Raw genomic sequence first — 22355 nt, 5'->3', positions numbered from 1 at the left:
CTGATCCACAAGACCGGCCCCGCCACCTACGCCCTCGCCTGCTGACCCGACACGCTCGACACCGACCAGAAGATCCTTAACTTCCCGGCCTTGCGCCAAGAGGACACGCCTGCACACGGCCGTCGTCGCGATGGTCCCCGGCGACGGCGCGATCCGCGTCCTCTACGGCGGCGCGGACTACGCCAGGCAGCCTTTCAACGACGCCATCGCCGGTGCGGTGGAGGCGGGCAGCGCCCTCGCTCCGCTACGAGCCACCGAGCCCGGCGCGGCCGCGGTCTCCTCCCTCGTCAGGACGCCGACCCCGACCCCGCTGCAGTTGGCCTCGGCGTACGCGACGGCTTCGGCACAGGGGACGTACGCGAAGCCGTACACGGTCACGAAGATCACCCGCGGCGGCCGCACCCTCTACACGGCCCACCGCGAGACCCGCGACCTCCTGTCCGCGGTCGGCGTCCATCCGGCCGCCACGGGCATGACCGGCTACACCGGCACCGCGGGCTCCGGCGCCACCACCACCCGCACCCTCTGGCGCACCGAGTCGGACCCCCAACTGACCGTCACCGTGGCCCTGTTCGCGGAACACCCGGCGAAGGGGAAACGAGCGGCGACCCCTGGCCACCTGCCAAGCGCATCGGCGGCGAAGGAGTTCGCGACGGGGGTGGCGGAGCGGGTGCGGGAGGAGGTGGCAGGCAGCTGAGGGGGGAGTTCGATCCCGGTGGCCGGGTCCTGCGGCGCCGCCATGGCCAGGGGCGCCGAAGCGGCCCGGCTGCCGCCGCACGATCGCGGCCGGCGCATCGTTGAACTCCCGGGCCCAAGGCACCGCGTCGGCCGCGGGACAGGGCTGGCCCCCGGGCGGATTGCGACTGGAGGAGCTCGCCGCCGCGGCAGCCCCGGGCCCCTGGCACGTGCGCCGGCTCGACGACGAGTCCGCCATGAGCCTCGTCGTCTTCAGCACCATTTCCGACACGGGGAACGGCGAACGCCGGCCCCACTTCGACCAGCACAAGATCGTCGCTGCCACCCTGGTCCAGCAGCCACGCTATGCCGACGTCGCGGATGAACGCTGGGACGACCGACTTGACAGTCGACGTCGACGATCTGCTCCGCCACTGACCAACGTCGAGGCCCTCGGCCTGCAGGAGGTCAGATCCGATGGAGTGGTGTACCGACAGCCACTCCACGAGACCGTCTGCCCGCCCCGCCGGCCTGCCATCTGTGGTGCACCTTGACCGGGTCATGGTGCACCACAGCCCCTTCAAAGTGCACTGGTCCCAAGCGGTCCCCAAGAATGATCAAGGGGCCGTTTCAGATCTCCTCTGAAACGGCCCCTGATCTGCGACTTCGTAAAGTCGGGACGACAGGATTTGAACCTGCGACCCCTTGACCCCCAGTCAAGTGCGCTACCAAGCTGCGCCACGTCCCGGTGCCTGTCTGACCTGGGGTTTCCCCCGGCCGAACGTGCACGGAAACCATACCGCACTCGGGTCGATGGTCGCGCATGGCTTTTGTGCGCGGCCGGCGAGGAACAGTCGGCGGCGCTTGACCTGAAGCTTGGTTGAGGTTGCACGATCGTCCGCATGACGATCACCGAGGAACAGCGGCGTACATACGCCTACGAGGACCTGCCCGGGCTCATGGGGCTGATGACCGGCGACGAGAAGCACGGCCCGGCGGCCACGTCCACGCTGGACGTGCTGTGGGTGCTGTACGACCGGGTGCTCCGGGTGGGGCCGGAGCGGATGGGCGACCCGGAGCGGGACCGTTTCCTGCTCTCGAAGGGGCACGGCCCGATGGCGTACTACGCGGTGCTCGCCGCCAAGGGCTTTGTGCCCGTGGACGGGCTGCCGGGGTTCGGCTCGTACGACTCTCCGCTCGGGCACCACCCGGACCGTGTGCTGGTGCCGGGTGCCGAGATCGGCAGCGGGTCGTTGGGGCACGGGTTGCCGATCGGTGTGGGTACGACGCTGGGGCTGCGAGCCCAGGGATTGCACGCGCCGCGGGTCTGGGTGCTGATCGGGGACGCCGAGCTGGACGAGGGCAGCAATCACGAGGCGATCGCCTTTGCGGGGCCCGCGGGGCTCGAGCAACTGCACACCGTTGTCGTCGACAACTCCTCCGCCGGCCACGCCCGGCCCGGCGGCATCGCCGCCCGTTTCGAGGCGGCGGGCTGGTCCGCGGTCACGGTCGACGGCCGCGATCACGAAGCGCTCCACGCCGCCTTCACCGCTCCGCATCCGGGCCGCCCGCATGTCGTCGTGGCCCGGGTGGAGCCGAAGGCCGCCTGAGCCCGCTCCTCTTGCTGTGTTCCTCCGCCACGAGAAAGGCTCGACCCTCCATGGACACCATGCGTGACCGTTTCGCTCCTGTCGTCTCCCGGCTGCTCGACGAGGATCCGCGGGTCGCGGTCGTCCTCGCCGAGATCGGCAAGGACGGTTTCGCCGAGGCGCGGCGGCGACATCCGGACCGGGTCCTCAACGTCGGCATCCGCGAGCAGCTGCTGATCGGGGCCGGTGCGGGACTGGCACTGACCGGGCTGCGGCCCGTGCTGCACACCTTCGCCGGCTTCCTCGTCGAGCGGCCCTTCGAGCAGGTCAAGCTGGACCTCGGGCATCAGGACGTGGGGGCGGTGCTGGTCAGTGCCGGCGGGTCCTTCGACTGGCCGGCCGGTGGATACACGCACATGGCTCCCGGGGACGTAGCGCTCCTCGACACCCTGGACGGCTGGACCGTGCACGTGCCCGGGCATCCCGACGAGGCCGAGACGCTGCTACGGCGCGCGGTCGCCGCGGGCGACGACAAGGTGTATGTGCGGTTGTCCGTTCAGGCGAACGCGGAGGGGCTTCCGGTCGACGGAGAACGTTTCCTCACCGTCCGCGAAGGCCGTTCCGGCGTCGTCGTCGCCGTCGGGCCGATGCTGGACGCCGTGCTCGCCGCCACGGAGGGGCTCGACATGACCGTGCTGTACGCGACGACCGTACGGCCCTTCGGCTCAACCGCACTGCGCCGGGCCACGGAGACGGCCGGGACGGATGTCGTCCTCGTCGAGCCGTACCTGGCGGGCACGTCCACGGCGGCCGCCAACGGCGCCCTCTCGGACCTGCCCCACCGCGTACTCGGGCTCGGCGTGGGCCGCCGTGAGTTACGCCGGTACGGCCGCATCGAGGAACACGTGGCCGCACACGGCCTGGACGCCCGGTCGCTGCGGGAGCGGATCGGCGGGTTTGTGGCGGGCGGGCGGGTGGCTGCGGGGGTCGGGTGAGGCGGCCGGATGGCACGGGGGCGTCGGCGGGTGGCTGTTCGGGGCAGGTGAGGCGGGGGCGTCTGCGAGTGAGCCGGGGCCGGAGGGCGAGGGAACCTGCGGCGACGGCTGGCGAGCCGAGCAAGCGAGCTGCCCTGCTGTCGCCCCGGCCTCGCCCCGGCAGCTGGCTCCGATGGTTGTGAGGACATCCCGGTCACCCCGTCCCACTCCCCTCCCCGATGCCCCGTCCCCCACGAACCCCGCACCCCGGCGTCCGGGTGGGAGCCGAAGCCCCCTCCGCTCCGGCTCCCACACCCGACCTCGGATCATGCCACGCGCCGCTGACAACGCTCGAAGAGTTTTCAGTCCGCGTCCGGAAGCCCCAACTCCGGGTAGGCGTCCAGCAGTCGGGGCGGTGCCGCCTGGCGCCAGGAGTCGGCGAGGATGTCGCGCAGTTCGCCCTCGTCCTCGATCGCGGCGAGGCGGGCTCTCACCCAGGCGAACTGCGCCTCGTGGTCGGCGATCCAGAACTTGCCCGGCTCGGCCAGCACCAGTTCGTCGCGCTCCTCCTTGGGACAGCGCACGGCGATGGAGGTCTCGTCCTCGGGCAGCGTGGCGAACATCTTCCCCGCCACCCGGAACGTGGGCATGCTCCAGGCGATCTTCTCCGTCGTGTCCGGCAGAGCAAGGCAGATACGGCGTACGTCTTCGGCATCCGGCATGCTCGGCACCGTAGCCGCTGCCACTGACAATCACCTGGTGAGGACGTCGGGCAACTACCTCACGCAGCTGTCGGGTCCCAGCTTCTTGAAGTAGATCGACGTCGGGCGCAGCACGCCGTCCGGGGCGGCCGCGTAGTCCGGTATCGCGCCGATCCGGGTCCAGCCGGCCGCGCGGTAGAGGTGCTCGGCGAGGCTGTCGGTCTCGGTGTCCAGGTGCAGCAGCGTGATGCCTGCCGCGGCGGCCGCCGTCTCGGCGGTGGTCAGGAGTGTGTGGCCGAGGCCCTGTCCCCGGGCGTCCCGGTGCACCATCAGCTTGACCAGTTCGGCGCGGTGGCGGCTGTTGGGCTTGTCCGGGAAGGCCAGGCTGACGGTGCCCACCACCCGCTCGCCGTCGCGCGCCGCCCACACGGCGAGCTGCCCGGCGGCGAGGGTCGCGGCGCGCTCCTTCCACCAGGCGAGGGCCTCCGCACGGTCGAGCGGCGCGAGGAAGCCGATGGAGGCGCCGCCGTCCACGGTGTCGACGAGGAGGTCCGCCAACGCGTCCACGCGCGCGTGCAGTTCATCGCAGTCCAGCCGGTTCACGATCACGGCAGCACCACCGCCAGGACGTACCGCACGTCGTCCGGTCCCGCGCACCGGAACCGTGTCGGCCCCCACACCCGCAGTCTCAGGCAGTCCCCGGTGCCGAGGTGGTGCTCCCTCTCCTGTGCCGTCACCTCGAGCGCTCCTTCCAGAACCCAGATGTGCTGTTCGAGGCCGGGCACGGGCGGCCGGTCGTACGCGATGTCCGCGCCCGCCGTCAGCCGCCCCTCGACGAGTTCGCCGCGCAGCCCGGCGTGCGGCGGCGACACGGAACGTCGTGCGAAACCGGAGGCCCGGTCCTGCCAGACCTGCTGCTCGGCGGCCGGAACCAGCAGCGCGGGCTCTGCCTCGACCTCGCTGAGCAGCTGGGACATCGTCCGCCCGTAGACGCCGCACAAGCGGTTCAGGAGCGAGGCGGTGGGGCTGGTCTCGGCCCGTTCGGCACGGGAGAGCGTCGAGCGGCTGACGCCGCTGCGCTCCGCCAACTCACCCAGTGACCAGCCCCGTTCGGCCCGTAGCTCGGACAGCCGGGCACCGAGCCGGACGTCGACCGGGTCGGGTCCCGCCTCGGCGACATCTTGTTTCATATTCGGGATGCTATCCCAGATCAGAGACGACAGCTCTTGTGGCTCCCGTCACACCGCGGGCCCTCTATGCCCGCGCCGCTTCGTCCAGCGCCTCCAGTACCGGCCTGATCAGCGGGTGCTCCTCGGCCCCTCGGCGTACCGCCGCGAAGACCCGGCGGGTGGGCGCGACCCCGTCCACCGGTCGTACGACCACGCCCGTGAGGTCCATTCCGCGCAGCGCCGAGCGCGGGACGAGGGCCACGCCCGCGTCCGACGAGGCGAGGGCGACGACGGCCCGGAAGTCGTCGGAGGAGTGTTCCAGGCGCGGCTGGAATCCGGCGCTCTCGCAGGCCAGGACGACCACTTCGTGGCAGGGGTTGCCGGGGTACGGGCCGATCCAGGGGTCCTTGGCCAGGTCGGCGAGCGGTATCTCGGCGGCCTCGGCCAGTCGATGGCTCACCGGGACGACGGCGTCGAAGGGCTCGGCGTACAGCGGTACGTGCGTCAGGCGCGGGTCGTCGGCGGGCGGCGCCCCGCGGTACTCGACCGCCACCGCGACGTCGACCTGTCGGTCCAGGACCATCGGCAGGCTGGCGTCGCCCTCGGCGTCCTGGACACGGATGCGGATGCCGGGCGCCGAGGAGGCGAGGCGCGCCACGGCCGGTGCCACGACCAGGGCGATGCCGGTCGCGAAGGAGGCGACGGTGACGGTGCCGGCGGCGCCCGAGCCGTAGGCGGCGAGCTCGGCCTCCGCCCGCTCCAGCTGCGCGAGGACCGCGTTGGTGTGGCTGAGCAGGATCTCGCCGGCCGGGGTCAGCCGTACCCCCTTGGCGCTGCGCTCGACCAGCCGGTGGCCCGTCTCCTGCTCCAGCGCCGTCAGCTGCTGGGAGACGGCGGAAGGCGTGAGATACAGCGCGGCGGCAGCCGCCGTCACCGTGCGGTGGTCGGCCACCGCACGGAGGATGTGGAGCCGCCGCGCTTCGATCATGGGATCGATTATCTCAATATGTCCGGGACGGCCGGATCAGGCCTCCAGTTCCGCCCGTGCCGCCACGAAGGCGTCGACGGCCCGGTTGACGTCGTCCGTCGAGTGCGCGGCGGACAGCTGCACACGGATGCGGGCCTGCCCCTGCGGCACCACGGGGTACGAGAAGCCGATCACGTACACGCCCCGCTCGAGAAGCAGCTCCGCGAGGCGGCCCGCCCTGGTCGCGTCGCCGATCATCACGGGAACGATGGCGTGGTCGCCGGGGAGGATCTCGAAGCCCTCCTCGGTCATCCGGCGGCGGAACAGGGCGGTGTTGTCTGCGAGGCGGGTCCGAAGGTCGTCCGCCGACTCCAGCAGGTCGAGGACCTTCAGGGAGGCCGCGGCGATCACCGGGGCGAGCGTGTTGGAGAAGAGGTACGGCCTCGAGCGCTGACGCAGGAGTGCGACGATCTCGGCGCGGGCCGCGACATAGCCGCCGGACGCGCCGCCGAGCGCCTTGCCCAGGGTGCCGGTGATGATGTCGACGCGGTCCATGACGCCGTGCAGCTCGGGGGTGCCGCGGCCGCCGGGGCCGACGAAGCCGACGGCATGGGAGTCGTCGACCATGACCATGGCGTCGTAGCGGTCGGCGAGGTCGCAGATCTCGCGCAGCGGTGCCACATAGCCGTCCATGGAGAAGACCCCGTCGGTGACGATCAGGCGGCGCCGGGCATCGGACGCGTCCTTCAACTGCCGTTCCAGATCGGCCAGATCACGGTTGGCGTAGCGGAAGCGGCGCGCCTTGGACAGGCGGATGCCGTCGATGATCGACGCGTGGTTCAGGGCGTCGGAGATGACGGCGTCCTCGGGGCCGAGCAGTGTCTCGAAGACACCGCCGTTGGCGTCGAAGCAGGAGGAGTACAGGATCGTGTCCTCCTGGCCGAGGAAGGCGGAAAGGCGCGCTTCCAGCTCCTTGTGCACCTCCTGGGTGCCGCAGATGAAGCGGACCGACGCCATGCCGTAGCCCCAGCGGTCCAGGGCCTGGTGCGCGGCGGCGACGACCTCGGGGTGGTCGGCGAGGCCGAGGTAGTTGTTGGCGCAGAAGTTGAGGACCTCGCCGTGGCGGCCGCCCGCGGTGACGTTCACGGTGGCGGACTGCGGGGTGCCGATCACGCGCTCGGGCTTGTGCAGGCCGGCGGCGCGGATCTCGTCGAGGGTGGCGCGCAGGTCGTCGCGCACGGAGTCGAACATGGGAGAGCTCCTGAAAGTGCTGACGGATGAGGGGAGTCACACGGTCCAGTCGAGGATGACCTTGCCGCCGCGGCCGCTCGCCGCGTCGGCGAACGCCGCCTCGAAGTCGCCGTAGCCGTACCTGCCGGTGATCACGGGTGACAGATCGAGGCCGGCTTCCAGCAGCACCGACATCGCGTACCAGGTCTCGAACATCTCCCGGCCGTAGATGCCCTTGACGGTGATCATCGAGGTGACGATGCGGGCCCAGTCGACCGGGAACTCCTGGGCGGGCAGGCCGAGCATGGCGATACGGCCGCCGTGCGTCATGTTGGCGATCATGTCGCGCATGGCCTCGGGGCGGCCGGACATCTCCAGGCCGATGTCGAAGCCCTCACGCAGCCCCAACTCCCGTTGCCCATCGACTATTTCCGACTCCGCCACGTTCAGGGCAAGGCTCACGCCGATCTTCCTCGCCAGTTCCAGCCGCTCCTCGCTGACGTCGGTGATGACGACGTTGCGGGCGCCCGCGTGCCGTGCCACCGCGGCGGCCATCAGCCCGATCGGGCCGGCCCCCGTGATGAGCACGTCCTCACCGACCAGCGGGAAGGACAGGGCCGTGTGCACGGCGTTGCCGAACGGGTCGAAGATCGCGGCGACGTCGAGGTCCACCGGCGCCCGGTGCACCCACACATTGGTGGCGGGCAGGGCGACGTACTCCGCGAAGGCCCCGTCCCGTCCGACGCCGAGCCCGACCGTGGCCCGGCACAGATGCCGCCGCCCGGCCAGACAGTTGCGGCACTTCCCGCAGACGAGGTGCCCCTCGCCGCTCACACGGTCGCCGACGGCGATGTCCGTGACATCACGCCCGGTCTCCACGACCTCACCGACGAACTCGTGCCCGGCCACCAACGGCGTACGGATGGCCTGCTGCGCCCAGCCGTCCCAGGCCAGGATGTGCAGATCGGTCCCGCAGATGCCGGTCCGCAACACCTTGATCAGTACGTCACCGGGTCCGACGGCCGGCTCCGGCACATCCGCGAGCCACAGCCCGGGCTCAGCCTTCTCCTTGACCAGCGCCTTCAACGCTACGGCTCCTGTCGGTGCGCCCCCGTCCCGGGCATGCCGAAGGCGCCCGTGTCCGGGGAGAGGGGTGGAATCGCGTAGCAATCTGCCGCACGACGCCACCCCGGGTCCATCGAGGTTTTCTTAACCCGCGCCACAGCTCCGCTTCACACCCGGTCCGCGGACCCGAATGGGAGGTCCAGCCCCTGGTCGAGACTGGAGACCTGGTAATGGCCGATGTACCAATCGCCTCCCACCCGGGTCACCAGCACCGAGAGCTTGACGGCGATCGCAGGCCGGTCGGTGAACGTGAAGTCGACGTCCAGGTGGCCGAGCACCAGGTCCTCCGTGAACCGTCTGGTCTCGGGGATGCGGCAGGCCGCCTTCATGCCGAGGGGCTGGGAGGCGTGGTACTCGGCGACGCCCTGCCGTCCCACGCTGTACGGGTGCAGCCCCTGGAAGACGGCGTCCTCGGTGAAGTGGGAGGCGACGCGCTCCGGTTGGTGTGCGTCGACGTCTGCCTTCCAGGCGTCGAGGACCGCGCCCAGGATCGCCTTGTCGTCCGCGGTGGTGGTCATGGCCGCTCCTCGGTGAGTGATCTGACGAGGCGTCAATGTCCGGCGCTCATGCCGCCGTCCACGTGCAGGATCTCGCCGGTGACGAACGGAGGCGTCTCCAGGAAGAGCACGGCGTCGACGATGTCGCCCACTTCGCCCATCCGGCCCACCGGGTGCAGGGCGGCGAGGAACTCATGGGTCTCCTCGGGGTGCATGGGTGTCTTGATGGTGCCGGGCGAGACGGCGTTGACGCGGAGGCCGCGGGTGGCGTACTCGATGGCGAGGGACTTGGTGGCGGACTGCAGGCCGCCCTTGGTCAGCGCGGCCAGGACGGAGGGCACGCGGGAGTCCGACCATGGGCACGCAGCACCAGAAGGTCGCGATCATCACCGGCGCCTCGCAGGGCATCGGCGCCGCCCTCGTCGAGGGCTACCGCAAGCTCGGCCACGCGGTCGTCGCCACCTCGCGCACCATCGCCTGACCTTCTCTCTGGGAGCTGACCGGTTACTGGCCGACCGGTCCACTATTCGGACGGTAGGTCGGGGTGCTCGGGGACGGAAGGATCAGCTTGCTCCCGTGTGGGAGGCGCGGGCTTTCAGACCGGGTCAGCCCGGAGCCGGTACAGGTCGTCGGCGGGCAGCCAGGCGTCCGGGGCGTGGATGCCGAGGTCACCGACGCTCTCGCACAGGGCGTCCACGGCGGCGAGGACTCCGGCGCGGTCCTCGCTCTCCCGCCAGACCAGGGACCAGGTCCAGTAGACCTTCGGGGCGACGAGCTCTCGGCGGACCAGGTCGGCCGGGAGCGGAGTGGTCTGCCCCTTGGGCGAGTTGAGGACCGGGCGCCGGCAGCGGCGGACGTGGTCGAAGAAGGCCGGTCCGGTGATCGCCCCGTCCGAGATGCGTACGACGCGGGCGCCGGTGACCTGCGCGAGTTCCTCGGCGTACACGTTCCAGGACGCCCAGGAGGTGATGTCGTCGTCGATGAGGACGTCGGTGTCCGTGGCCGCCACATCCGGTACGTCAGGGGGGTCGCCGCCCTTGGCGACGGCGTACAGCCGGTCGGCGCCGATCAGCCGGGCCCGCAGTCCGAGCCGCTCCAGGTCCTCGGTGCGCAGCCAGCACACCGCGAGGTCCAGGCTGCCGCCGGCCACGCGGGCGGCCTGGGTGTGCGAGGGAGCCACCCACGCGTCGACGTGTACCCGGGCCACCGCTGCCGTACGTGAAGTCAGGCCCGGTGGAAGCCAGTTGACGTAACCGAGCCGTACCGACTGCGAGCCCGACAGCCGGCCGGCCCGGTGCTTGAGGTCGTCGGCCCGTTCCAGCAGGGCGCGGGTGTGCGGGAGCAGATCGGCTCCGGCTGGGGTGAGGGAGACCGAACGGCGGTCCCGGTCGAACAGCCGGACGCCCAGATCCCGTTCGAGAGCCTTGATCTGCTGGGAGAGCGAGGGGCCCGCGATGAGCAGCAGCTGGGCGGCCCGGCCGAAGTTCAGTTCCTCGGCGACCGCGACGAAGTAGCGCAGCTGGCGCAGTTCCACGCGCGCCATGCTACGCGCGCTGGGAGGCTGCGCCTATCAGCAGCGAGGAAGCCGGTCGTGGCATCGGTGCTGGTCACGGGCGCACGATGGGCCCACCAACGACGATCGGAGCACATCATGCGCGAGTTCCTGGTCGAGATCACCACCACCGTTCCCGAGGGCACCGGCCAGGACGAGGTCGACCGGCGGCGGGCCACCGAGGCCGTTCGTGCGCGGGAGCTGGCGGCCACCGGCCATCTGGCTCGACTGTGGCGACCCGTGGGCGAGTTGCGCAGCATCGGCGTGTGGCAGGCCGCCGACGAGGCGGAGCTGCACGAGAAGGTGCTCGGCACGCTGCCGCTGCGCCCGTGGATGACCCTCGCCGTCACCCCGCTCGAGTCCCACCCCAACGATCCGGGCCGGGTCGACGGCACCCGATGAGCGCCTCCTCCCCCTGGACCCATGTCGCCCGGGCCGCGGCTGCGCTCGCTGTGGGCATGGGAGTCGGCCGCTTCGTCCACACGCCGATCCTGCCCCTGATGCACAACCAGGCGGGCCTGTCCGCCGGCGCCGGAGCGAACCTGGCGACCGCCAACTACGTGGGCTATCTCGTCGGGGCTCTCGCGGGCATCCTGCTGCCCTCGCTGGTGCGATCACGTGCCGTCCTGCGCGGCTCCCTGCTCGCGCTCACCGCGACACTCGCCGCGATGCCCGCCACCCGCAGCACCGCGATGTGGGGCGTGCTGCGGCTGCTGGCCGGGGTGGTGAGCGCCCTGGTGTTCGTCGTGGCGGCCAGTTCGCTGCTGCACCACCTGCGCGGGCACCCGGCACATCTGCCCGGCTGGGCCATCGGCGGCGTCGGCGCCGGTATCGCGCTGTCCGGCCTGCTGCTCCTGGCGCTGCGGTCCGTCGCGGACTGGCGGGTCGCCTGGTGGGCCTCGGCCGCGCTCACGGCGCTGCTCACCGTCGGTGCATGGAACCTGCGGCCGGAGGCGGTGGCGCCCGCCGGCAGCGGGAAACCGGACAGTGCGGCGCCCCGCACACAGCGCTGGTTCGGTGCGCTGCTCGTGAGCTACTCCCTGGAGGGCATCGGCTACATCGTCGCCGGAACCTTCCTGGTCGCCGCGATCGGCCAGGGCTCCCCCGGCTGGGTCGGCGACGGCTCCTGGGTGCTGGTGGGGCTGGCCGCCGCCGCGTCCCCGGCGCTGTGGGCGCGGCTGGGACACCACTGGTCCCGGCCCACGCTGCTGCTCGCCGCACTGGTGGTACAGGCGGTCGGCATCGCCCTGCCCGCCCTGTTCGGCGGAACTGCTGCCGCGCTCGGCTCGGCGGTGCTGTTCGGCGGCACCTTCCTGGGCATCAGCGTGCTCGCCCTGGCCACCGGGGCCCATCTGCGCTTCCCCCGCTCGGTCGCCCTGCTGACCAGCGGCTACTCCGTCGGCCAGGTCCTGGGCCCGCTCGCCGTCGCCCCGCTGCTGCACCACGGCTACCACCGGGCGCTGCTGCCGGCCGCGCTCGTGGTCCTCGCGGCGGCCGCGGCCGCCGCCGTGCTGCGGATCGACTTCCCGCACCACATGGTCGTAATACGACCCACAGCCCCGCCACGGCAGCGAGAATCGACCGAGGACGCCCGGACGGCAGACGCCGGCCCCGACGCTCTCGCCCCGCACTCGGCCAACTGACCTGGAGCCGCCCATGAACACCGCACGGGACCTCTCGATCGTCGCCCTGAATGCGGCGCCCAGCCGCCAGGTCCAGCAGGGCGAACTGTCGCTCGCACTCGCGGGAGCCGAGGTGCTCGACCTCATCGAGTCCCGGGCGCTCGCCCTGGACGGCGAGCGCATCCTCCCCAGCGCCCCGTCACCCACGGGCGACCGCCTGCTGGACGAGGCCGCCTCCTCCCTCGTACAGCAGGAGCCGTACGAGTCGGTCGAGGAGTGGCTGTGGCGCCGGGGCCGCGGGCTGTCCTCGGCCTACATCGGCGACCTGGAGCGGGAGGGGCTGACCGCCCGGCCGCGGGAGCGCCGGATTCCCCTGCGGACCGGGCGGGCGGAGCTGGTCGACTCGCCGGCCCGGCGGCAGGCCGAGGAGCGCTGGGCATCGGGCGAGCCGGTCCTTGCCGCCCTGGCTGCGGCCGCCGGGATCCACGAAGAGCAGGCCGTTGACCAGGACGAACTCTCCGGTGAGGCGGTCACGACCGTGCTGGCTGCCGTCGGCGATGCGGTGATGGAGTTGGAGGCCGTGCGGCAGCGGAAGGCCATCGAGGACGCTGCGTTCGACAACGTGTGGCGCGGGTACTGAGCGCTCCACGGGGGGCGCCGCGAGGGGCCGTCGACCGTGTGCGGCTCCGTCGTGGCTGGTCGCGCCGCGCGGCCGGGCCGCAAGTCGACACAGCCCCGCGCTCCTTGCAGCCGCCGCCGAACCCGCGGGATTTCACCAGGCCCGCTTGGCGGCTACGCGGGACCCGTGGCTCCCAGGAGTGCCCGGCAGTTGGTCCACAGTGGGGTCAGTCGGCCGGTGTTGTTGTAGAGCTTGGCGAACATCACCTGGCCCTCCATTTGAGCCACCACCGCCCGGGCCGCCTCGCGGGAGTCGGGCGCGGTGACGTCGCCGCGCTCGCGGGCCTCGATGATCACCGCTTCGACCATGTCGACCTGTGCGTCGAAGATGTCCTGCAGGCGGCCGCGGACGGCCTCGGCCTGGTTGCTCAGTTCCAGGGTGAGGTTGCCGAACAGACAGCCCGACACGGTGCCGCAGCCCTGCTGGGCGGCACGCTGGCCGGCCTCCGTCTCCTCGAAGAGCCGTCGCAGCCGCTGCAGCGGTTCCCCGTCACCGCCCAACGCCCGCGCCCAGTCGCGCTGTTGGGCCGCCCAGTGCTCGTCGACGACGGTGAGTGCGAGGGCCTCCTTCGACTCGAAGAAGTAGTAGAAGCTGCCCTTCGGCACCCCGGCCGCCTTGCAGATCTCGGCCACGCCCAGCGCCGTGTAGCCGCGTCCCTCGATGAGCGAGCATGCGGCACCGAGGATCTTCTGCCTGGCGTCACTGGTGCGTCCCACGACGCAAGAGTACGTATGTACTAGACCGGTCGGCTAGTGATCGGCCCCGCCCACCGTCACAGCAGCGGGAGCCCGTCCGCCTCCCGTCGCTCCAGCCGGGCGACCAGGTCGGCCGCCGCCAACTTGATGGTCTCCAGGCCCGGCCTGCCCCAGGGCCGTGGCTCCACGTCGACGACGCACACGGTTCCCAGCACCATCCCCGTACTGTCGATCAGCGGTGCGCCCAGATAGGAGCGGATGCCGAACTCGTCGACCACCGGATTGCCCGCGAACCGCGGGTAGTCGCAGACGTCCTCCAGGACCAGCGCCTTGCGCCGGACCACCACATGGGGGCAGAAGCCGTGGTCGCGGGCGAGTTCTCGGCCCAGCACGGGCGTGCTGCCGTCGGCCTTCACCACGGGCCGGGCGACGTCCGAGAGATGCAGGCCCGCGAAGAACTGCCGGTTCTCGTCGATGAAGTTGACCATGGCGTACGGCGTCCCGGTGAGCTCGGCGAGGTGGTCCGCGTAGGCGTCGAGGGCGGGGTCCGGGTGTTCTGCGAGGCCCAGTTGGCCGAGGCGCCGGGCCCGGGCGGGGGCCTCCTTGTCCTCGGGGGTGAGCAGCAGACGACCGGCCGGGCGCGACGGGTCGTACCTCATGAGCGGGCTCCGTCACTGTGGACGCAGGGCATATACGGGCTCCATGGCGGTGTGCGGGAATCACATGTGGGCGCCGTGGCTCGGCGCGTGCGCCGGGGCGTGGGCGATGAGGTGCCGTACGAGGGTCAGCAGGGTCTGCACTCCTGAGCTGGAGATCCGGGCGTCGCAGCGCACGACGGGGATCGCCGGGTCGAGGTCGATGGCGGCGCGGACCTCCTCGGGGTCGTAGCGGTACGAGCCGTCGAACTCGTTGATCGCGACGATGAATCCGAGGCCGCGCTGCTCGAAGAAGTCGACCGCCGCGAAGCACTCCTCCAGGCGGCGGGTGTCGGCGAGGATGACCGCTCCGAGCGCGCCCTCGGAGAGCTCGTCCCACATGAACCAGAACCGCTCCTGCCCGGGGGTGCCGAACAGATACAGCACATGTTCCGGGTCGAGGGTGATGCGGCCGAAGTCCATGGCCACCGTCGTCTCGACCTTGTTCTCGATCCCGTCGAGGGAGTCGGTCGCGGCGCTGACCGTGGTGAGCAGCTCCTCCGTACTGAGCGGCGCGATCTCGCTGACCGCGCCCACGAAGGTCGTCTTGCCTACTCCGAACCCGCCCGCCACCAGGATCTTCAGTGCGGTGGGGAAGGGGTCAGAGCTGTCGTCGTAGTCCATCGAGCACTGCCTCCAGAAGGGCCCGGTCAGTCGGGTTGTGGTGGAACTCGGGTGGCTTGGTGGTGAGCGCCCCGCAGTCGACGAGGTCCGACAGCAGCACCTTGGTGACCACCGCCGGCAGCCTCAGTTGGGCGGCGACCTCGGCGACCGAGACGGGCGCGCGGCACAGATCGAGCGCCTGCGCGTGTTCGGGGCCGAGGTAGCCGAGGGGGGTGGCTCCGGTGGCCATCACGTGCGACAGGAGGTCGAGCGCGATGGTGGGCCGGGTGCGGCCGTTGCTGACCGTGAAGGGGCGCACCAGCCGACCGGCCGCGTCGTCGAGCCAGGGCCCGTCGCCGACCGCCGCCACGCTCAAGGCCTCATCGCCGTGGGTTCGACGGCGTGCTGCCGGGGCGCGGTGACCAGGTAGGGGCGGACGCTCTTGACCAGCATCGCCATCTCGTAGCCGAGCACCGCCGCGTCGGCCTCGCGGCCGGCCAGTACGGCGAGACAGGTGCCGGAGCCTGCGGTGGTCACGAACAGCAGGGTCGAGTCGAGTTCGACGACGACCTGGCGGACGTCGCCGCCGTCCCCGAAGCGGACCCCGGCGCTGCGGCCGAGGGAGTACAGGCCGGAGGCCAGGGCGGCCATGTGGTCGGCGCTGTCCGGGTCGAGGCCGTGGACCGACTTCACAAGCCCGTCGCAGGACAGAAGTACCGCACTGGTCGTGTGGGGTACGCGCTGCACGAGGCCGCTCATCAGCCAGTCGAGATCGGATACATGGCCGGTGGGCGCATCGCTCGCCATGGTGGATCGACTCCTTGGGGTACGAAGGTCTGCGGGAGCGGTGGGGGTGGGAACAGGGGTGGTCATCCGGCTGGTGCGCTCCCGTCGTGCCGGCTGGGATGGTCGGTGCCGCGCGCGGACGCGGGGCGCGCCTCGGCTATGTGGGCCGGGTCCATGCGCGATACGTCAATGGAGGGCGGCGGGGTGGTGGCGGTGACGTCCGTGTGGAGCACGTCCAGGGGCGAGCTCGGGAGGATGGGCGCGCCCTCTGTGTGAGCCGGGTCGGTGAGGGGACGCGACTCGATGCGCGCGGTCTGCTCCATGGGCTCGACGGCCATGTAGGCGGACTCCGTGTGCGCCGACTCCATGTGTGAGGACCCCATGTGTGACGACCCCATATGAGGCGACTCCATGTGCGGCGAAGCCATGTGGTCCGGCTCCAGATGCGCCGACGACGCCGTGTGTACAGCCCCTGTGTACTCCGATGTGTACTCCGAGTGCTCCGCGTATTCGGTGGACTCCGACTCGAGGTTCTGCTGGGCCTCTGCCAGCCCGATGCCGCGTTGGAAGGCGGCCATCAGGCCCGGGTCGTGGCCGGCGAGGTACTCGGACTCCTGGCGTGGTGCCGGGCCGTCCCGCAGCTGGGGTGCGATGTGCTCCTGGGCGCGGCGGCGCGGCAGTTGGGGCTTGCCCATGGTGCCGCGGACGGTGCCGGCGCGGGGCGTGGGCGGTGTGCCCGCGTTCTCCGCGACGAGCCGCCGGTCGTCCGGCCGGATGCCGGGCAGGGCCTCGGCGGGATTGGCCCGCTCCTCGTGGGCGTCGCGCACCGGGAGCGGCGCCGGTCCGCTGCCGGCCGTCGTGCTGCCGCCCGGCGCACTGCCGTTCGGCAAGGCGGTCGTGGGCTGCGCGGGCGGCGGGGGCGGGACCCGAGGCCCGACGGTCTCGGGTCGGAGGCCGGGCGGAGCCTGCGGCTGTGGCTGGGACCGCGGCGCCACGGACGGCTCGGGCATCCCCGTCACGCCCGTGACGCCGTGCGGCTGCCCTGCGCCCCCGGGAACGCCCGGCGTCGGGCCCAGCAGCCCCTGCGGTACGACGAGCACGGCCTGCACTCCGCCGTAGATGTTGGTCTGCAGCCGGACGTTGATGCCGTGCCGCCGCGCGAGTTGCGAGACCACGAACAATCCGATGCGGCCGTCCGCGAGCAGACTCGCCACATTGACCTGGTCGGGGTCGGCGAGCAGGGCGTTCATCTTCTTCTGCTCGCCGACCGGCATACCGAGTCCGCGGTCCTCCACCTCGACGGCGAGTCCCGAGGTGACGAGGTTGGCGCGCAGCAGGACCTGGGTGTGCGGGGCGGAGAACACCGTGGCGTTCTCCACGAGTTCGGCCAGCAGGTGGATGACGTCGGCGACGGCATGGCCGCGCAGGGTGCCGTCGATCGGGGGGACCAACTTCACCCTGGAGTACTGCTCGACCTCGGCGATGGCGGAGCGCAGCACCTCGGTCATGGAGACGGGGTTGCTCCACTGCCGTCGGGAGACGGCGCCGCCCAGGACGGCGAGGTTCTCGGCGTGCCGGCGGATCCGGGTGGCGAGGTGGTCGACGTGGAAGAGGCCCTTGAGCAGATCGGGGTCCTCGATCTCGTTCTCCAGCTCGTCGAGGATGGAGATCTCCCGGTGCACCAGCGACTGCAGGCGCCGGGCGAGGTTGACGAAGACCTCCAGCTTCTGTTCGCTGCCCGCCTGGCTGGAGAGCTGGGCGGCCTGGACGACGGCGGTGACGGCACCGTCGTGCGCGCGGTTCAGGTCGGCGGCGAGCAGCTCGAAGTCGTCGGCGTCGTCCGCGGGAGAGCTGGGCGGCTTGCGAGGGGGCGGGGTGTCGCCGCGGCGCAGTGACTCGACGAGGGCGCGCAGGTCGGCCTCACCGCGGCCGCTGATCCGGCGCAGGGTGCCGAGGCGGTCGCTGACCGACTTGGCGGCGCGGTCGGCGGCGACGGAGGCGATCAGGATCCCTGCGAGCGCCACCGCGGCGGCGCCGGCGAGCACCCCCCACAGCGTGAGGCTGGGCCGTGCTCCGGTGCTGCGGACGGTGAACAGGACGGCCGCGCTCGCGCTCAGGGCGACCGCGATCGGCGGCAGCACGGCGAGCCGAAGCAGCTGGGGCCGTATGTGCGTCTCGGGCAGCGAGGGCACGGGACGGGCAACCTGCCGTCCGTGCCGCCCGCCCTCGCGGCGGTCTGCGCGTGCGGCCGGTGCGCGAAGGTGAGACATCGGTGTCCTCGTCGTACTGATCCGTCGGTGACTGGAGCGCGTGCTGCGCGGATCGGGCATGCGTCGCCCGATGGACACTCACAGTAGTCGCCAACGCATCATGTGCGGTGGGCAGTTGACAAAGTCCCACGCACAGCGTCCCGCTCTGGTATGAGGGCTCGTACGACAGACCGATAAACGCAGCTGGCATCTGATCCCGCTGGATGACATATCGATCAGCGCTGGTCAGAAGCGGTCACCAGGAAAAGGTGAGGGCCGGGGAGCGACTGCTCCCCGGCCCTCACCGAATGCTCTTTTCTGCCCGCCCGACAACCCGCCGGGACCGTTTCGGGACGCTCATGCGTCCCCAGAAGTCATCCCCCGAACGTCACGCAGCGTATATTTCTAGCCCTTCGGCTGGGTGAAGCGGATGCTGTTGCCGAAGGGGTCACGCAGGCCGCAGTCGATTCCGTACGGCCGCTCGGTGGGCTCCTCGGTGAACTCGACGCCCTTGGCCTTGAGGGTCTCGTACGTCTTGCGGCAGTCCTCGGTCCGGAAGATGAGGAAGCCGCCCGTCGCGCCCTTGGTCAGCAGCTCGCGGACCTGTTCCGCGGTCTCCTCGGACAGCCGCGGCGGGCCGGGCCGCTCCAGGAGGACCTCGCGGTCGGGCTGGCCGGGGACGTTGATGGTGAGCCAGCGCATGAAGCCGAGGTCGGCGTCGGTGTTGACCTCCAGGCCGAGCTTGCCGACGTAGAAGTCGAGGGCCTCGTCCTGGTCGAGGACATAGATCTGCGAGTGCGTGATTGCTGTGAACATGAGCGTCAGGCTACGAGCCCGGCCCCGCGAAAACTTATCCAAAACTGCTCTCCGCCGAAGAACGAGCAGAAGGACGAAACGATCGGACGCACGAGGAGGCGGTCAGGCGCCCGGCCGCATCCACGCCATCGTGAAACAGGTGGGGACGTCCAGGGCGACGGCCTGGTTGCGGTACTCCCTGGGGGAGCGGCCGACGACGTCGCGGAAGGTGCGGCTGAAGGTGCCCGGGCTGCCGAAGCCGACCTCGAAGCAGATGTCCGTGATGCTGCGGTCGGTCTCCCGGAGCAGGAACATGGCGCGCTCGACGCGGCGGCGCTGCAGATAGCGGTGCGGTGTCTCACCGAACGTGGCGCGGAAGGTCCGGGCGAAGTGTGCCGGGGAGACATGGGCGATCCGGGCCAGGGCGGGCACGTCCAGCGGCTGGGCGTAGGCGCGGTCCATCGTGTCCCGGGCCCGCAGCATGCGGCGGTTCGTTTCTTCTGCGGCGCGGCTCACGGCGCCATCACACCATGGTTCGCCGCATGCTTCCGCATTGGTCGTCAGGGCCCCTGGCCGTCCCGGTGAGGAGAGGGGGCCGGCCCGGACGGCGCACGCACGGTCGAAGGCGGGCCCGGCGACTTCATCCACGTGCCCTGCCGAGCAGCGGGAGAGCAATCCGGCGGCGGAGCCTGCCCGGCTCCCGCCCGCTCCGGTCGGCGTTGCCGTCAGCGAAGGGCGGCCAGCTCCCCGCCCGGCAGATGGATCCAGCCCTCCTGCAGGGCTGCTGCGCGCTCCTGCGCGGTCTCCGGCCACCGGGTGTCCCCGACCAGAACGGCCCTCGCGACCAGGGCGCAGAGCAGGGCGTCGAGATGGTCGTGGCTGTCCGTGCACATGGAGCGCGCGGGCTCGGGCAGGGCCAGTTCCAGGCCGTCCTCGACCGCGAGAACGATGTGCTCGCGGACCTCGCGCGCTTCGGGCGTGGCGCTCTTGTAGCTGCGGGCCGGGCGGATGCCCCACCGTCGCAACGCGGCGGCCGGGTACACCTCGGCGATCTGACCCGCCCCGTCCCGGGGCACGGGGGTGCCGGTGGCCGCGAGCGCGTCCAGGAGGCGGGCCGCACGCAGCGCCACGACGCCCAGCAGATCGGTGGACACCGAAAGCGGAGGGCGCATCGCGGTCGCCTTCCAGGTGAGATCGTCGGTCAGCCGGAACCGCAGCGCGTCCAGGCCGGGACGACCGTCCGTGCGCTCCTCGAAACGGGCCGACGGCGGCAGCCGTAGACCCTGGTGGTGGGCGAGGACCGTGTCCACGAAGCTCGACGGCCAGCCGAGCGGGCAGTCGAGCCCGGTCCTGTCGGCGGCACGGACCAGCGTCAGCAGGTCCTCGTCCCCTTCCGGTACGACGAATTCGGCCGTCAGGCCGCCGTCGGCCGCCCACACCACACGGCACACGGCGGTACGCCGTGCACTCGCCGCCAGGTCGACCCCGACCGTCATCGTCTGCTGATGGCTCATGCCGGCATCGTCTCCCGGCATGCCGGGCCGGGTCACCGCCTCCGCTGCCGAGGTCAGCCCGCCGACACCGTCCCGGGCTCGCCCGTGCCCTCCGCGGGCTTGCCGTCGGCCTCGGCCTGGGCGACGGCGCGCGCCACCACGGCCCGGACGGAACGGTCTCCACGGTGGGTGCATCGCCGCTCAACGGGCAGTCCTTGATTCTGTCAGCCGTCGGCGATCAGGCAATCCTGGTCGGGTTCACCGCCGTCGCCTCGTCTCGGTCCTGCGAGCCAGGAAGTGAAGGTATTCGCCTCCATCCGCGCGACGGACGCACAGCGGCACGACAGTCCCACAGCCGCGGGCGGTGAACAGTGGGTGGCGGTCTGCTGCGCCCAACTGACCGGAGCCGCCAACGTGCCGGGACAGCACACCTGGGGCCTGTCGTTTGGAACCAGCTCGGCGTCGCGGGGTCTGGCACGCCCTCCCCCACTGCCTTAAGGGCGTGGGGGGACCCCCAGCCGCGTTGTCGTCACTCTCCCCCACTCTCGACTTCGCTCGAGCGGGGGGACCCCCATGACCCCGCTCGGGGCAGCCGGGAAGCGCTGTTGGCTATGGCCGACCTGATCCAAACGACAGGCCCTGGTCGCGGAGCGTTCGGGGCAGTCCGAACAGTGGGAAGAGGCCGTTGTCACCGAAGCGGGTGATGGCGGAGATCCGGTCGCCCTCCAGCGAGAGCACCACCAGCCCGTAGGCGTGCGCGATCGGGCTGGTGGGATCGCGCAGGTAGGAGCCGAACGCCGGCTGGCCGTTCGCCCGCGCGGGTACCAGCCGGAGCGCTTTGCCGCCCCACCAGGCGAGGTTCTCGTAGAACCGGGCGATGGCCACGCGTCCCTGGTACTCGAGGGGCTCGGGCGGCATCGTCAGCCAGGCGTCAGCGGCCAGCAGGGCGACCAGTCCGTCGACGTCGGAGTTCTCCATCGCGTCCACGAACCGCCCGACGAGCTCGCGTTCACGCGGTGAGCGCGGCAGGGGCGCCCGGTCGCGGTCGCGCGCGGGCAACTGGCCGTCCAGGGCCGCACGCGCCCGCTGCAGGGCGCTGTTCACCGAGACGCCGCTGCTGTCGAGCAGGTCGGCCACCTCCGCCGTGCGGAAACCGAGCACGTCGCGCAGCACCAGCACCGCGCGCTGCCGCGGCGGCAGACGCTGGAGTCCTGCCACGAAGGCCAGGGCCAGCGACTCCCTCGACTCGTAGCGGGCGTCCGGCCCGGGCGCCGTGTCCGGCAGGTCCTCCAAAAGGGTGTCCGGGTAGGGCTCGAACCACAGCGGTTCGGAGCGGCGCGTCGGCTCGGGCACGTCGGGCGGTGGGCCGGCCGGCGGCTGCTGGGGGCGGGGGCGGCGGGCCGTGTCGCGCAGAGCGTTCAAACAGCGGTTGGTCGCGATGCGGTACAGCCAGGCGCGTACCGAGGCCCGTCCCTGGAACCCCCCGAGCCCGCGCCAGGCGGCAAGCAGGGTCTCCTGGACCGTGTCCTCCGCGTCCTGCACGGAGCCGAGCATCCGGTAGCAGTGCGCCTGGAGCTCCCGCCGGTAGGGCTCGGTGAGCTCGCGGAACGCCTCCCCGTCTCCCGCCCGCGCCCGCGCCAGGGTCGATTCGGTCAGCACGACATCCTCGCTTCGCCTCGTCGATTCGTCCTCCCGATAAGGACACCTTCCGGGCCGGAAAGTCATCGGTGACTTCCTCGATGCGGCCGTGTCTCAACAAGCGACGGCATTTCACAGCGGTTTCCACACCGCATTTCACGAGGACCAAAGGAGATCGTCACCATGACGAACATCGCGGGCAGTGCAGTACTGATCACCGGAGGCAACCGCGGCATCGGCCGGGCTTTGGTCGAGGAGGCCCTGAGGAAGGGCGCGGCGCGGGTGTACGTCGGTACGCGCGTGCCGCTGGACCACCCGGACGAGCGGGTCACTCCCCTGACGCTGGACGTGACCGACGCGGACCAGTTGCGCCGGGCCGCCGAGGAGGTCGCATCCCAGGGCGTCCTCGACGTGCTCGTCAACAACGCCGGCATCGCGCTGTACGACGACCTGAGCGACCGCTCGGTCCTCGAACGGCACCTCGCCGTCAATCTCTTCGGCACCTATGAGGTGACGGGGGCGTTCCCAACGTCGCTTCCTTGATCGTTTCAGGATGACTGCGGTCGTGGTGTGAGTGGGTGGAGCTGGAGGGTGTAGGTGACGCGTTCGGTGGCGGGTTGA

Annotated in this window: 26 protein-coding genes, 1 tRNA gene and 2 pseudogenes; 9 read left to right on the top strand and 20 right to left on the bottom strand. The window is 71.3% G+C overall.

What is annotated here, in order from left to right; genetic code table 11:
- Positions 1-130: 130 nt before the first annotated feature.
- Positions 131-697, top strand: coding sequence for a hypothetical protein (locus AB0N07_RS43605; RefSeq protein ID WP_365845212.1), 567 nt, complete (start codon positions 131-133; stop codon positions 695-697).
- Between the two features lie 235 nt (positions 698-932).
- On the top strand, positions 933-1229 hold the full coding sequence (locus AB0N07_RS43600) for a hypothetical protein (RefSeq protein ID WP_365845210.1): 297 nt from the start codon (positions 933-935) through the stop codon (positions 1227-1229).
- 120 nt (positions 1230-1349) lie between these two features.
- Here the strand turns inward: AB0N07_RS43600 and AB0N07_RS43595 are convergent.
- A tRNA-Pro gene (locus AB0N07_RS43595) sits at positions 1350-1423 on the bottom strand.
- A 154-nt stretch (positions 1424-1577) separates the two neighbouring features.
- Here AB0N07_RS43595 and AB0N07_RS43590 point away from each other — a divergent pair.
- Together AB0N07_RS43590 and AB0N07_RS43585 are read left to right on the top strand one after the other, a co-directional pair.
- Positions 1578-2285: a transketolase gene (locus tag AB0N07_RS43590; RefSeq protein WP_365845208.1), complete on the top strand. Its 708-nt coding sequence runs from the start codon at positions 1578-1580 to the stop codon at positions 2283-2285.
- A 50-nt stretch (positions 2286-2335) separates the two neighbouring features.
- Positions 2336-3259 (top strand): transketolase, encoded by a 924-nt coding sequence (locus AB0N07_RS43585; RefSeq protein ID WP_365845206.1) that lies wholly within the window; start codon positions 2336-2338, stop codon positions 3257-3259.
- A 341-nt stretch (positions 3260-3600) separates the two neighbouring features.
- Here AB0N07_RS43585 and AB0N07_RS43580 read toward each other — a convergent pair whose 3' ends face one another.
- The 8 genes and pseudogenes from AB0N07_RS43580 to AB0N07_RS43545 all read right to left on the bottom strand — a co-directional run.
- The gene (locus tag AB0N07_RS43580) at positions 3601-3960 is read right to left on the bottom strand and encodes an MmcQ/YjbR family DNA-binding protein (protein ID WP_351468789.1); all 360 of its coding nucleotides are present in this window, start codon (positions 3958-3960) and stop codon (positions 3601-3603) included.
- A gap of 54 nt (positions 3961-4014) precedes the next feature.
- The gene (locus tag AB0N07_RS43575; RefSeq protein ID WP_365845204.1) at positions 4015-4548 is read right to left on the bottom strand and encodes a GNAT family N-acetyltransferase; all 534 of its coding nucleotides are present in this window, start codon (positions 4546-4548) and stop codon (positions 4015-4017) included.
- Positions 4545-5129, bottom strand: a complete 585-nt coding sequence (locus AB0N07_RS43570) for an XRE family transcriptional regulator (RefSeq protein ID WP_365845202.1) — start codon at positions 5127-5129, stop codon at positions 4545-4547. The genes AB0N07_RS43575 and AB0N07_RS43570 overlap by 4 nt, the downstream gene beginning before the upstream one ends.
- Before the next feature lie 64 nt (positions 5130-5193).
- Entirely contained in the window at positions 5194-6096 is a 903-nt protein-coding gene (locus AB0N07_RS43565; protein WP_365845200.1) for a LysR family transcriptional regulator, read from the bottom strand.
- 36 nt (positions 6097-6132) lie between these two features.
- Complete coding sequence (locus tag AB0N07_RS43560; protein ID WP_365845198.1) at positions 6133-7326, bottom strand: glycine C-acetyltransferase; 1194 nt, start codon at positions 7324-7326, stop codon at positions 6133-6135.
- A 36-nt stretch (positions 7327-7362) separates the two neighbouring features.
- A complete protein-coding gene (gene tdh / locus AB0N07_RS43555) occupies positions 7363-8391 on the bottom strand; it encodes an L-threonine 3-dehydrogenase (RefSeq protein ID WP_365845196.1) in 1029 nt (342 codons plus the stop codon).
- Positions 8392-8537: 146 nt separating this feature from the next.
- Positions 8538-8948 carry a hypothetical protein gene (locus AB0N07_RS43550; protein ID WP_365845194.1) on the bottom strand — a complete coding sequence of 137 codons (411 nt, stop codon included), beginning with the start codon at positions 8946-8948 and terminating at the stop codon, positions 8538-8540.
- A 32-nt stretch (positions 8949-8980) separates the two neighbouring features.
- A pseudogene (locus tag AB0N07_RS43545) lies at positions 8981-9277 on the bottom strand (SDR family oxidoreductase); the annotation flags it as partial.
- 5 nt (positions 9278-9282) lie between these two features.
- On the opposite strand from AB0N07_RS43545, the pseudogene AB0N07_RS43540 reads away from it, so the two are divergent.
- A pseudogene (locus AB0N07_RS43540) lies at positions 9283-9405 on the top strand (SDR family NAD(P)-dependent oxidoreductase); the annotation flags it as partial.
- Between the two features lie 117 nt (positions 9406-9522).
- Here the strand turns inward: AB0N07_RS43540 and AB0N07_RS43535 are convergent.
- Positions 9523-10470, bottom strand: a complete 948-nt coding sequence (locus AB0N07_RS43535) for a LysR family transcriptional regulator (protein ID WP_365845192.1) — start codon at positions 10468-10470, stop codon at positions 9523-9525.
- 108 nt (positions 10471-10578) lie between these two features.
- On the opposite strand from AB0N07_RS43535, the gene AB0N07_RS43530 reads away from it, so the two are divergent.
- The 3 genes from AB0N07_RS43530 to AB0N07_RS43520 are packed head-to-tail and all read left to right on the top strand — an operon-like array spanning position 10579 to position 12741.
- Complete coding sequence (locus tag AB0N07_RS43530) at positions 10579-10881, top strand: muconolactone Delta-isomerase family protein (protein WP_365845190.1); 303 nt, start codon at positions 10579-10581, stop codon at positions 10879-10881.
- A complete protein-coding gene (locus tag AB0N07_RS43525; protein WP_365845188.1) occupies positions 10878-12122 on the top strand; it encodes a YbfB/YjiJ family MFS transporter in 1245 nt (414 codons plus the stop codon). The genes AB0N07_RS43530 and AB0N07_RS43525 overlap by 4 nt, the downstream gene beginning before the upstream one ends.
- 13 nt (positions 12123-12135) lie before the next feature.
- Entirely contained in the window at positions 12136-12741 is a 606-nt protein-coding gene (locus AB0N07_RS43520) for a GPP34 family phosphoprotein (RefSeq protein WP_365845186.1), read from the top strand.
- Positions 12742-12893: 152 nt separating this feature from the next.
- On the opposite strand, the gene AB0N07_RS43515 is transcribed toward AB0N07_RS43520, so the two are convergent.
- The 10 genes from AB0N07_RS43515 to AB0N07_RS43470 form a co-directional block, all read right to left on the bottom strand.
- Positions 12894-13496, bottom strand: coding sequence for a TetR/AcrR family transcriptional regulator (locus tag AB0N07_RS43515; protein ID WP_365845184.1), 603 nt, complete (start codon positions 13494-13496; stop codon positions 12894-12896).
- A gap of 56 nt (positions 13497-13552) precedes the next feature.
- On the bottom strand, positions 13553-14134 hold the full coding sequence (locus AB0N07_RS43510; RefSeq protein WP_365845182.1) for a GAF domain-containing protein: 582 nt from the start codon (positions 14132-14134) through the stop codon (positions 13553-13555).
- A gap of 60 nt (positions 14135-14194) precedes the next feature.
- Positions 14195-14794 carry an ATP/GTP-binding protein gene (locus AB0N07_RS43505; protein WP_099932743.1) on the bottom strand — a complete coding sequence of 200 codons (600 nt, stop codon included), beginning with the start codon at positions 14792-14794 and terminating at the stop codon, positions 14195-14197.
- Positions 14772-15143 (bottom strand): DUF742 domain-containing protein, encoded by a 372-nt coding sequence (locus tag AB0N07_RS43500; protein ID WP_365845214.1) that lies wholly within the window; start codon positions 15141-15143, stop codon positions 14772-14774. The genes AB0N07_RS43505 and AB0N07_RS43500 overlap by 23 nt, the downstream gene beginning before the upstream one ends.
- A gap of 2 nt (positions 15144-15145) precedes the next feature.
- Positions 15146-15580: a roadblock/LC7 domain-containing protein gene (locus AB0N07_RS43495; RefSeq protein ID WP_030936144.1), complete on the bottom strand. Its 435-nt coding sequence runs from the start codon at positions 15578-15580 to the stop codon at positions 15146-15148.
- A gap of 62 nt (positions 15581-15642) precedes the next feature.
- Positions 15643-17829 carry an ATP-binding protein gene (locus AB0N07_RS43490; protein WP_365845179.1) on the bottom strand — a complete coding sequence of 729 codons (2187 nt, stop codon included), beginning with the start codon at positions 17827-17829 and terminating at the stop codon, positions 15643-15645.
- Positions 17830-18213: 384 nt separating this feature from the next.
- The gene (locus AB0N07_RS43485) at positions 18214-18624 is read right to left on the bottom strand and encodes a VOC family protein (protein ID WP_115913750.1); all 411 of its coding nucleotides are present in this window, start codon (positions 18622-18624) and stop codon (positions 18214-18216) included.
- Between the two features lie 102 nt (positions 18625-18726).
- Positions 18727-19119 carry an AraC family transcriptional regulator gene (locus tag AB0N07_RS43480; RefSeq protein ID WP_365845177.1) on the bottom strand — a complete coding sequence of 131 codons (393 nt, stop codon included), beginning with the start codon at positions 19117-19119 and terminating at the stop codon, positions 18727-18729.
- Positions 19120-19328: 209 nt separating this feature from the next.
- Positions 19329-20117 carry a DUF429 domain-containing protein gene (locus AB0N07_RS43475; RefSeq protein WP_365845175.1) on the bottom strand — a complete coding sequence of 263 codons (789 nt, stop codon included), beginning with the start codon at positions 20115-20117 and terminating at the stop codon, positions 19329-19331.
- Positions 20118-20705: 588 nt separating this feature from the next.
- The gene (locus tag AB0N07_RS43470; RefSeq protein WP_365845173.1) at positions 20706-21755 is read right to left on the bottom strand and encodes a sigma-70 family RNA polymerase sigma factor; all 1050 of its coding nucleotides are present in this window, start codon (positions 21753-21755) and stop codon (positions 20706-20708) included.
- A 162-nt stretch (positions 21756-21917) separates the two neighbouring features.
- On the opposite strand from AB0N07_RS43470, the gene AB0N07_RS43465 reads away from it, so the two are divergent.
- A complete protein-coding gene (locus tag AB0N07_RS43465; RefSeq protein ID WP_365845171.1) occupies positions 21918-22277 on the top strand; it encodes an SDR family NAD(P)-dependent oxidoreductase in 360 nt (119 codons plus the stop codon).
- Positions 22278-22355 lie beyond the last annotated feature (78 nt).

Source organism: Streptomyces sp. NPDC051172 (assembly GCF_040682555.1).
Classification (GTDB): Bacteria; Actinomycetota; Actinomycetes; order Streptomycetales; family Streptomycetaceae; genus Streptomyces.
Note: the sequence above shows the minus strand (reverse complement) of the source record. Positions and strands in the feature narration are given on the sequence as shown.